The organism is Microcoleus sp. D2_18a_D3, from assembly GCF_036702455.1.
Taxonomy (GTDB): domain Bacteria; phylum Cyanobacteriota; class Cyanobacteriia; order Cyanobacteriales; family Microcoleaceae; genus Microcoleus.
Map to the genome: position 1 here is coordinate 1 of NZ_JAUBTK010000135.1, position 11,165 is coordinate 11,165.

An 11,165-nucleotide genomic window follows, 5' to 3' on the forward strand; every position below is an offset into this window, starting at 1 on the left:
CTGTTGACTGTTGACTGTTGACTGTTGACTGTTGACTGTTGACTGTTGACTGTTGACTGTTGACTGTTGACTGTTGAATGTTGACTGTGAGTTTTAGGGTAGCGGGCATTGATGTCAACAAACACGTTAAACCCTTAGTCCGGCAGCGATTGAAACAAGAGCCTCAAAACGAAATTCCTCGCTATGAGGACTAATAAGTTCTTCAGTCCTCTTTGAGAGGACTTTAGCTATGAGACAGGGAATTCATTCCCTGGCGGACTGTTGGGTGAGCGGAAGGACTGGCCGGGCTGTTTCATTCTCTTGTAGGGGCAATCCCCCCGTGGTTGCCCCGATGCCTGAAATGCCCATAAAATCATCTGTGGGTGGGGGCGGGCACGGGGGCACCGCCCCTACAAAATCCCGGTTTTCCGTAGGGGCAATCCCCCCGTGGTTGCGCCGAAACAGTAACGGCTCAGCTCCCAAAAGCGTAACGCATTGAATAGCGCTTTCAATATTTTGTTGAAAGCTTTGAGAGATACCTCCCGATCAGGGCTCGCTAAAAGCGATGCCTGATCTGCCATACACAGTAGATCGAGGCGCAATCCTGGATTTACCGGGTTAAATGTATCTGGCCGGGCTGTTTCATTCTCTTGTAGGGGCAATCCCCCCGTGGTTGCCCCGATGCCTGAAATGCCCATAAAATCATCTGTGGGTGGGGGCGGGCACGGGGGCACCGCCCCTACAAAATCCCGGTTTTCCGTAGGGGCAATCCCCCCGTGGTTGCCCCGAAACAGCCCTGGAGGACTGCCGAACTAAAAACTTAAGTTGACACTAATAGGTAACTGGGAATCACTTCGGCGCACATCAATGTAGTTGTAGGGTGCGCTGCACCCTACGGCGAATTAAATAATACCCTAAAAATCAAAATAAATATAAGGCAAACCCCCTTCGGGAGCCAACACCCAAACCGCATACAAACAAAGCGGCACTAACACCAATTTCAGCGGCCAATTTAACTCCAATTTCAAACCCCGACTCAACGCATAATTCCCCAGCATCGCCACAGCCAAAGCTGCCAACATCCAAGTTAAATGCACTCTTTCCAAACCCAAAGCTTCGCTATAAACTTTCTCAGCAAACTGCACGTCAGCAGCGTGTCCCCACAAATGCGAAATCACCCATCCCGAATCCTTTAAATCGGGAAGGCGGAAAAATATCCAACTACCAAAAACCATCGCCTGAGTCAACAGCCAACCGATCGCAATACCGATCGGATTTTCCCACAAAAACTCGCTCCGCAACCGCTTAAACAGCACATCAGTCAGCCTGTGAACCGCCAAAGCTAAACCGTGTAAACCCCCCCACACAATAAATCCCCAAGCGGCCCCGTGCCAAATTCCCGCAATTAACATGACGATGGACAAATTCAGACAAGTGCGCCACAAACCGACTCGCGAACCGCCCAAAGGAAAATACAAATAATTGCGTAGCCAATCGCCTAAAGTCATGTGCCAGCGCCGCCAAAAATCAGCTATGCTGGCACTAAAATAAGGGAAATCAAAATTTGGTGGCAAATACCAACCCAGCAGCAAAGCAGTACCGCGCGCCATGTCCACATAGCCACTAAAATCGAGATAAAGTTGCAGCCCGTAAGCAAAAATCGCCAGCCATAAATCCTCGCTACCCGCCCGCTGCAAGTTGGTAAAGCTTAAATCGACATAAATTCCCAAGTTATCTGCGAAAAGACCTTTTTTTACTGCACCAAAGGCGATCGTCCAAAGTCCCTCAGAAATGCGATCGGGCGTCGGAAATTGTTGGGTTTTCAGTTGATAGATCAAGTTGTGATACCGAGTAATCGGGCCGGAAATCAGTTTTGGAAAAAACAACTTGTAAGCAGCAAAGTGCAGCAGCGAAGTAGCAGCAGGCGCGCCTCGGTACACGTCAATCAAATAAGCAATGCACTCAAAGCAAAAGAAACTCAATCCCAGGGGTGCAATGACGTGACTTTTCACCCAGTCAGCCCCGTCGATAGCTACAGGCCAATTGAACAAAGTGCCGATCGAACTCAATAAAAAAGGCACATACTTAAAGCCCAGAAGCAGCAACACATTCAGGCAAATTCCTATCCACAGCAGCAACAAACGGCGGCGGTTCCAAGATTCATTAGCAATCCGCCAATCCAGAGGTTCCCCAATCGCCATCGCCAAGCAGTAATTAAACAAAGCACCGACTAACAGCAGAGGAATGTACCAAATTTGCAGCGAAGCGTAAAAAATTAAACTACCCGCCAGCATGATGAACAGCCGCCACCACCGCAGCGGAACCAACCAGTAAGCCGCGAACAAAACTAACAGAAACAGGCCATATTGAAGGGAGATAAAAGTCATACCATTTTAGATTTTGGATTTTAGATTTTCGATTTAAGAATTGAGAATGGCTTATTTGGTATGGGTTTGGACTTGCCTAAAGTTGCATTGTTTTTAATAATCCAGACTTTGCTAAGAACGAGATTTATCATGGATTTTAGCCGATCGCCGCCACGAAAACAGGCACTCGGTAAGTCCCTACTGTATAGTCGGCAACTGAGAACTGCTACATTTTACAGCACAAAGGTTAAATGCTGTTGCCAATTAAATAAATTTTGCCTATCATAAATTAACTCTCTTACGAACTATATAAAATTTCCTGAAAAAATATAATTAAGTTCGCAGCATCCGACTGCAGTCCTCAAAAGCTGCAATTCCTGATATCGTTTCCCTTTGCATCGGAATAATATTTTTCACCGTGCAGTGCTAGCATCCCGCACAGCAAAAAAGTGATGTAACCCAAAATGTTTTGAATTCATCACGATAGCAGGTATTTGACAAGTAGTTCGATCGCACTTCAACCCTTCCAAAACCTCAAATTCGGTCAGATCCGGTATCACAATGTCGATAAAAATTGCTTGCGGTTGCTCAAAGAGCAGCCGAACCCAACCTTCACCACCGTTGGCGACCTATATCGCAGTACAATGAATTTTTGCCAGCAAGTCTTTCAGCAAATACCGAAAAACTATCTTCATCCTCGCCACTCAAAACTTTGGCTGCTGAATCCGCCGCTGGCGATCGCCCGGAACCCCGCAAGCTACGAGAATTTGCGCTTGCTAGCGATATTTCATCTCCCTTAGCAGGGGACATTTCCAAAGGGTTTTCTTCCTCTCCAGGATACAGAATCGGCAGTGTGACAAAAAAAGTCGAACCAACTCCGGGTGAACTTGTGATTTCAATGCTTCCCCCTAGAAATTCCGCCAGTTTTTTGCACAGAGACAATCCCAATCCCGTGCCTTTGACGCCCTTCTGCAAGGGGTTTTCGAGTTGGACAAATTCTTCAAAAATCCGCCTTTGATCGGCTGGGGCAATGCCGATGCCCGTATCTGCTACTGAAAAAGTAACTGTTCCCTCCTCTCCCATTTCCGCAGCAACTCGAACTTCACCTGCTTCGGTAAATTTGAGGGCATTAGAAATCAGATTTCGCAAAATCTGAGAAACTTTTCCCTCGTCGGTTGTAAGGATGGGAAGTTCGAGAGGATCTTCAAAAATTATAGAAACGGCAGAGTTTTGGGGAAGCAGGGGGCGCATCATTCCTCGCAGCGCACTGAACAAATCTTCGACTTCAAAATCAGCCACGCGAACAGTTAGTTTTCCGGCTTCCACTTTGGCTAAATCTAACGAGTCGTTGACAAGTTCTGCGAGAGACTCGGCGGATTTGTAAATGTAATTTACTTGCTTGTCCTGTTCGTCTGAAAGTTCTCCGTCGAGGCGATTTAATAATATTTCAGAAAGGCTCATAATTGCCGTTAGCGGAGTGCGAAACTCGTGGCTCATATTGGAGAGAAAGCTGGTTTTGAGTTCGCTGGCCCGCCGGAGAGATTCGGCTTTGTCGTTCAATTCAGCGTAAAGTGCCAGAACTCCGCGATTGGTATCTTCTAGTTGTTGATTTAATTGTACGAGTTCTTCTTGACGCTGGCGGAGTTCGTCTAAAGTGCGTAGTAATTCTTGATTTTGCTGCTGAATTTCGGCGTAGGGATCTTCGGGAATTTGGCGCGCTAGTTTGTCAACTAATTGATTTAGTTCGATCGCACTCAGCGCGGCCATATGTTTGGAAAACTGTTTAATTAATTGTACAGCCGTTCCGCGATCGGGCGCCGAGTCGATTTGCACTTCGTCCATCAACCGTTTGGCTGCTGCTAAACCGAGTCCCGCGCCGGTTTGCGATCGAAAATTAGGGCTTAACACAGCCGGTAAATCAGCAATTCCCGGCCCCGTGTCGGAAATCCGAGTCCGAAAAAGTTGGGGCGATTCCCCTTCCACAATGAATTCTACTTTGCCACCGCCTGCATATTTGAAAGCATTGCGGGCAATTTCGGAAACTGCTGTGGCGATGCGGGTTTGTACTTGGGAATCGAATCCCAGCCCTTTAGCAATTTGGCGAGCTCTTTGGCGTACTTGTACGATGTCTTGTTCAAAGCGGACTTCCGTCGTCAGGATTGGGTAACTCACGCTGCTTCTCTCACCTTGGCTACTATAACTGTCATGTCATCGCGAGTGCGTTTGAAGTCCCGGTAGAGCACGGCTGCGATTAAAGCAGGATGTCTGGAGGCTAAACCCGGGTAGCGGTTTAAATTCCACTGCGCCGCCAAACCGTCGGAGTGCATGATGAGTAGGGACTGCTGCGACCAAGGATAGACAAATTCTGCTACTTTTCGCATCATATGTCCAACTGTGCCGTTGTAGGAAACCATGCTGCGGCTTTGGTTATCTGTGACAACTACACCGCTGATGTTGCCAATTCCGGCAAAACAAATTGTTTGTTGGGTAGGAGCGATTTGGGCGATCGCCGCAGCCGCTCCTCTGGTATTTTTTAAAGCAGTGTGCGCCTTCTCTAAAATTGCTTTCGGCCCGAGTTTGGCGTTTTCTTGAAATACCCGCACTGCTTCGCGAGACGCTTCCTCGGCCAAATCCCCGTAGCCGAGCCCGTCTGCAACTAAAATCAGGTTTTTGTCAAGGTGATTTTCTGTCGCCCACGAATCCCCGCAAATTTGCTCTCCTACTTTCGGCAAGTGGATAACCCCAAATTCCAAGTAATTGCTGTTTTGGACGGCTTCCCGGCTATTTTGGGTCGGTTCCAGCCGCATTAATAAGGCTGTCCCCAGTTTGGGTACAGAATGAATATCAAAAAAAGTAGAGAGGCGTTTAATTGCCCCCAATCCAGTTCCAGGGCTTCCCGCTGTAGAAAAACCGTCCCGCATACACAGCGCGACATTTGCCATGCCCTGCCCCCGGTCTAGCGCTACTATTTCAATGCTATATCCTGCCGCTGTTTTTAATGTTCGCAGCAAAAGTTCTCCTTCGCGGGCGTGCTTGACCAGGTTTTTTGCTGCTTCGGTGGTAACAATTGCCACTTTACCGCGATCGGTCTCGTTAAATCCGACTTCGGCCGCCAGGGCGACTGCGATTCGCCGCGCTTCTCCGACTTGACTTTCTTCTGTTACGGGCAAGGCTACGGCATCTATCATTTGTTATCAGTTCTCATAATGGAATCCTCCATAGGCCAACCATCTGCGGGTATGGTGTGGGATTCCAAGAATCACTTCTTGGCTTTGCTGGTTACTCTTTATACCAATTAAAAAAATAATACAACTATACGCAACCTCCAAACCCCGATCGTCCTCAGTCATTCCCAATGCTTTAATCTAAAATCTCAACTCTCAAATCCTATTACTTCTTCAGCGCCAGCGGACGATCGCAATTTTAGTCCCCTTACCCACTTTGGAAACAATCTCAAATTCGTGCATCAACCGCTTGGAACCACTCAGCCCCAAACCCAAACCGTGATTAGAAGTATAACCGTCAGTCATTGCCAATTCGATGTCTGGAATTCCCGGGCCCTTGTCTTCAAATATCAGCCTCAGCCCTTTGCGGGTGCCTAGTTGCAGCGTTTCGAGAGTTACAGTTCCCCCTTTGCCGTACTCTACAGTATTGCGGGCGAGTTCGCTGGCTGCGGTAACGATTTTCGTTTGGTCTAATAAACCGAATCCCATTGCTACAGCCCAAGCTCGCACTTGCTGTCGGACGTGGACTATATCGGATGACGATCGGATTTCTAGTGTCTCACGTTTTGACATGGCGGCTACTGTACCAAAATAGAACTTCTCCCCAAAATATAGGACTGACGCTCATCAACTTAGTTTCTTCTAATAGGACTTACGCACTTACTACTATTTTCTCTCCATAGAGAAGATAGTGAAGCAATCTTAAACCCTTGATTTAACCCTCTTGAGTGCGTAAGCCCTATCCTCATAAATCTTCAGTTTGTCAACAAGGGATCTACAAACAAACTAGGTTTTTTTACTCCCTGTGCCTCAGTCTTGGGACAATTAATCGAATGCTTACGGTTGCTCGTCAAGAGAGAAACCCAAGGATTTTCTCAACAAAATCATGCCCTTTTCAACACTTAAAGCTGTGCGAACTCCTGTCAGGGAAAGCCCCAACTCAACGAGCGTAATAGCCACCGCTGGCTGCATCCCGACCACAACTGTTTCCGCATCTAAAATTCGCGACATACTAGCGATATTGTTGATAATGCGACCGATAAAAGAATCAACAATTTCGAGAGAAGAAATTTCTATTAACACACCTTTGACACCTGTTTTGACGATGCGGTTCGTCAGGTCATCTTGCAGGGTCATTGCTAAGCGATCGTGCATATCTACTTGAATTGTTACTAGCAGAAATTCTCCCATTTGAAGTATCGGTATTCGTTCCACAAATTCACCTATTTTTAAATGTTTGGTTGAGTTTTTTCGTCAAAAATGTAATATATTTATCTTTCCTCTTTAAGATTTTTTATAGTTAAACCTTGGCGCTGCAACGCGACTTTAAAAGCATCTGCTAAAGTAGCTTTTGTGAGAATATCCTGCAAGTCAACTCCTAAGTGAACTATGGTTTGAGCTATTTGCGGGCGAATGCCACTGATGATGCACTCAGTACCCATTAAACGGGCGGCTGCTACAGTTTTTAATAAATGTTGAGCAACTAAAGTGTCAACAGTCGGCACGCCTGTAATGTCTAAAATCGCAAATTCTGAGCCGCTTTCCATGATTTCCTGCAACAGAGTTTCCATGACTATTTGAGTGCGGGCGCTGTCGAGAGTCCCGATCATGGGTAAAGCGAGAATGCCTTGCCAAAGTTTGACTACGGGTGTTGACAATTCGAGCATTTCTTGCTGCTGGCGTTCGATGACTTCTTCGCGAGCTTTGAGAAAAATTTCTGTCACCCAAAGGCCAAGCTGGTCTAATAAACTGGTGGAAAGCCAAAGTTGTTCGACAAGTGCGTCGCGGTTTTCTGTCAGTTCATGACAAAGCCGATCGAACAATGGCTTTTTGAAGCATAAAATGAAACTCGCTATCTCTGAGGGAGTAAAGCCTCTCTGAACGCGCGATCGCGAAACTTCTGCTAGCAGCACCCGCATATTTTCCCATTCGGGTGTCTGGATGTCGCTAAAGTTACCGTTCCCGACTGCAATGTGGAGCAATTGCAGGAACTCTTGACACTCGGAGCGCAATTCTTTGGCTCTCATCAAGTCGTCCCGCCGCAGCCCGGTATTTTGCAGTTCTTTGAGCCAGTCTGCTAGTAACTCTGCTTTGTGTCTTTGTAGGATTTCCGCGATCGTGTTATTGCTTGTGAGTTCCATTAAAATTATCTCCTGCTTAGCAATTGGGATGAAGTTGTACGAGCGATTCCCTACGGGATAGCTTTGCACGCGCGTACCAAGCGTGTTTTTTGATGGAGCAACTTCTGAGTTTAGCTCACTGTTTGCTGTTTGCGATCGAGGGTTAAGTACCTAATTGTAAAATGCGTTTGACGATCGCACTGGTAGAACTCGGAACTTCTATTTCGATCAAGGAAATCTTGCCGCCTTCGGCGATAACTGCCGGTGCTTCCGGCAGAGTTTCCAGTTTATAGTCGCCTCCTTTAACGTATATATCAGGCTTCAGGATATTTATCAGTTTAGTTGCTGTAATTTCGGAAAAAATTACTACGGCGTCTACTGGTTTGAGGGCTGCTAACACTTCGGCTCGCTGATTTTCCGGTACGATCGGGCGGGGTGGCAATCCCGGCTGCTGCGGTTTGATAGCTTGCACGCTGGCGTCGCTATTCAAGCCCACCACGAGCGATCGCCCCAAATTTTTTGCCGCCTGCAAATAGCGGACGTGACCGCAGTGCAGGATATCGAAGCACCCGTTAGTAAACACGATCGGACGCCACTTGTCCGGATCGGATGCGATCGATCTTTCCAGTTCTCTCAACGTGTAAACATCAGAAATCATTGCAGTCATTACCACCAAATTTGAACATCGATCAAAATTATCCTACCAAAAAATGTGATGTTTGCACTTTCGATATTAAAAAATCAATCATTCAATATCCTAATAATTAATATTTATTTGAGTAACAATTAATTATTAAATGGTAACTTTTAACCCATAATGGATAAGGGAAAACTACCGAGTGCGAAGCAGATATGCAAAACATAATTCCTCCGTCAAAAACAGCTACTCGTCTATCGGTGACTGCCGTATCCTGCTGTTGGTAACTGGAGGTTAAAAAGGTTGGTAAACAATTATTTATTCCCGCCCTCTCTTATATCAATTACTATAAGACAAGGGATTTAGTTCCACCGCATCGGGCAGGCGATCGGGTAGTGAGAACCCTAGGGGGTGAAACCCAGCGAAACGCGCTCCTCCTGTGTCTATTATTTCTGGCACGGCCGCGCGAGCGAAAGCTAGTTAAAATCTGAAACCTAAGCGTGCAGAGCTCATCTTTACGCTGGATTCGCCAGACTATAGAAGAAGCCAGCAGTTGCTTGCAGCAGTTTCTGGGCGCTATCTTGACCAAGCCTTACAGCCACCCCAGAAGCGCGCAGCCTCCTGTGTCCAACTCTATATAGCTGTGCAGAAACTCGACCTTTTGGGTCGCAACCGCAGCTTGTGAAAACTCAGAGGAAAGTCGAGGTCGGTACCCGAAGCAGCTATTTTGGTGGAAAATAGCTTAACTCGTTCAACAAAATCCACTCAACTACCCCCTTGAATCTAACGGTGTAGAATTATCTAACACGAATTATGAAAGCAAGTAATAGCCGTCAATTTTCTTCAGTAGCTGCTCGAACTCTCAAAGTAGTCGGGATTATCTTGATTCTCTCTGCTTTGCTTGACTGCATTGTTCTGTCGCTGCCGGGAGAAACTTCAGACCTTCTCAATCGAGGCTGGCAGTTGACTGCTGCAACTCAGATAGTTGACAAGGGGATTATTCCTTTGATCGGTATCGCCCTCCTGATGACTGGCTTTTGGGTTGACAGCAGCAGTGGAGTCTCTATTGAGCGACGCAACGTTTGGCTGGACTTGCGATTCTGGGCGCTGTTGATTTCCAGCTTGTTAGGTCTAGTTTACCTATCTCTGGTTCCCGTTCACCTCAACAATACTCGTTTGGAACTCAAGGATGCTTTGGCTCAAGTCGATCAAGAAGCGGGACAAGCGGAAGGTCAACTTGAGGCACAACTTAAAAGCCCTCAATTTAAAGCTCAGGTAGAACAGCTCAAAAGCCAGCGTCGCACCCAGATAGGGGCGCTGCTGGAAGACGACGGGAAGCTGCAACAAGCACTAAAGAGTCCAGAGGTTCCCAAGGAATTGAAAGCTGTGCTTGAGGAGTCGAAAAATGACCCGAAAGCCCTCGACAAGTTCCTGGAACAGCAAGCTCAATCACTTCCCACTCAAGCTCGTAACGAGATTCGCACCCGCAAGCAACAAAAAGAGAAAGAGTTAAGAACTCGATCGAGAAATTCGAGTTGGCAGACGGGAATCACCAGTTTGCTGTTAGCGATAGGCTACATTACTGTTGGTTGGACGGGATTGAGAAGTATGGGAATTTTGCGGTTCGGCCGCCGCAAAAATTGATCAGCGCTGGCAGGGATCGCGCTGGTCGAGACATCCCTGAGAAATAGTTTGTTTACCCAATAGTTTGCCCTTACTGAAAGCTGGGAATGTTCTCAATTTATATTCTGACTTACAACGAAGAGATTGATATCGCCGCTTGCATTGAATCGGCACTGCTTTGTGACGATATCATTGTAGTTGATTCTTTCAGCACCGATCGCACCCTTGAGATTGTTCAGAACTATGCCGTGCAAACAGTGCAGCACCGCTTTGAAACTCACGGACGCCAGCGGACTTGGATGCTCCAAGAAGTCCCGTGCAAGTACGAATGGGTTTACATCCTCGAAGCTGACGAGCGGATGACGCCTGCACTGTTTGCTGAATGCTTAAAGGCGATCGAAAGTCAAGAATATATCGGCTATTACGTAGCTGAAAAAGTAATATTTATGGAGCGCTGGATTCGCCGCAGCACTCAATATCCCCGTTACCAAATGCGTCTCTTTCGCAAAGACCGAGTGTGGTTTACTGACTACGGTCACACTGAACGGGAAGTCTGCAACGGGCCTACTCACTTTTTGAAGGAAACTTACCCTCACTATACTTGCAGCAAAGGTCTTTCCCGCTGGATTGAAAAGCACAACCGATACTCGACTGACGAGGCGGCTGAAACTCTCCGTCAATTAGAAGCGGGTCAAGTAAATTGGTGGGATTTATTGTTTGGCGCGTCGGAGGTGGAAAGGCGTCGCGCTTTGAAAGATTTTTCTTTGCGCTTGCCTTTGCGGCCTGTGGTGCGCTTTTTCTATATGTATATTTTACTCGGCGGATTTCTTGACGGCCAAGCAGGATTGGCTTGGTGCACGCTTCAAGCTTTTTATGAATATCTAATTTTGCTGAAAGTTTGGGAAATGAAGCATCTACCACTGCCAAAGTTAGAGGTAGCTGCTGAACAATCTCTTTCGGAAGTAGTAACAGTTGAGCCGTCAAAAGTTTCTTATAATCTTGGCGCTTCCGATACTCGAAATTAAAAATTGGTAAGAGGTACGCTCGCCTAGCGGTAGTATTTGGAACTTGTACCCTCGCAGTTACCCGCCGATCGGACTCGATGGGTAGCCTAAGTATTTAGAAGAGTTATTATATCCGGTTCTTCCTTACTTGGTATGCTAAATCAATAGCTAAATCAGTCAAAAAAATTGAAAAAATATGTCAAAATATCAAT

At 46.7% G+C, this 11,165-nt stretch carries 9 protein-coding genes; 2 read left to right on the plus strand and 7 right to left on the minus strand.

The genetic code is table 11. The features are described 5' to 3' along the window. Window positions 1-893: 893 nt before the first annotated feature. The 7 genes from QUB06_RS32705 to rfaE2 form a co-directional block, all read right to left on the minus strand. Window positions 894-2,366 carry an MBOAT family protein gene (locus tag QUB06_RS32705; RefSeq protein WP_333438809.1) on the minus strand — a complete coding sequence of 491 codons (1,473 nt, stop codon included), beginning with the start codon at window positions 2,364-2,366 and terminating at the stop codon, window positions 894-896. Window positions 2,367-2,957: 591 nt separating this feature from the next. Next, entirely contained in the window at window positions 2,958-4,517 is a 1,560-nt protein-coding gene (locus tag QUB06_RS32710) for an ATP-binding protein (RefSeq protein ID WP_333438810.1), read from the minus strand. Further along, window positions 4,514-5,533 (minus strand): ATP-binding SpoIIE family protein phosphatase, encoded by a 1,020-nt coding sequence (locus QUB06_RS32715; protein WP_333438811.1) that lies wholly within the window; start codon window positions 5,531-5,533, stop codon window positions 4,514-4,516. Before QUB06_RS32715 ends, QUB06_RS32710 begins: the two co-directional genes overlap by 4 nt. Before the next feature lie 210 nt (window positions 5,534-5,743). Next, on the minus strand, window positions 5,744-6,142 hold the full coding sequence (locus tag QUB06_RS32720) for an anti-sigma regulatory factor (RefSeq protein ID WP_333131149.1): 399 nt from the start codon (window positions 6,140-6,142) through the stop codon (window positions 5,744-5,746). 264 nt (window positions 6,143-6,406) lie between these two features. Next, the gene (locus QUB06_RS32725) at window positions 6,407-6,784 is read right to left on the minus strand and encodes an STAS domain-containing protein (protein WP_333438812.1); all 378 of its coding nucleotides are present in this window, start codon (window positions 6,782-6,784) and stop codon (window positions 6,407-6,409) included. A 56-nt stretch (window positions 6,785-6,840) separates the two neighbouring features. Continuing rightward, window positions 6,841-7,710 carry an STAS domain-containing protein gene (locus QUB06_RS32730; protein ID WP_333438813.1) on the minus strand — a complete coding sequence of 290 codons (870 nt, stop codon included), beginning with the start codon at window positions 7,708-7,710 and terminating at the stop codon, window positions 6,841-6,843. 142 nt (window positions 7,711-7,852) lie between these two features. Beyond that, window positions 7,853-8,347, minus strand: a complete 495-nt coding sequence (gene rfaE2, locus QUB06_RS32735) for a D-glycero-beta-D-manno-heptose 1-phosphate adenylyltransferase (protein WP_445251445.1) — start codon at window positions 8,345-8,347, stop codon at window positions 7,853-7,855. Between the two features lie 792 nt (window positions 8,348-9,139). Between rfaE2 and hpsJ-B the strand changes: the two genes are divergently transcribed. After that, on the plus strand, window positions 9,140-9,970 hold the full coding sequence (gene hpsJ-B / locus QUB06_RS32740) for a hormogonium polysaccharide biosynthesis protein HpsJ (protein WP_333438815.1): 831 nt from the start codon (window positions 9,140-9,142) through the stop codon (window positions 9,968-9,970). Window positions 9,971-10,056: 86 nt separating this feature from the next. Next, window positions 10,057-10,974 (plus strand): glycosyltransferase family 2 protein, encoded by a 918-nt coding sequence (locus tag QUB06_RS32745; RefSeq protein ID WP_333438816.1) that lies wholly within the window; start codon window positions 10,057-10,059, stop codon window positions 10,972-10,974. Window positions 10,975-11,165 lie beyond the last annotated feature (191 nt).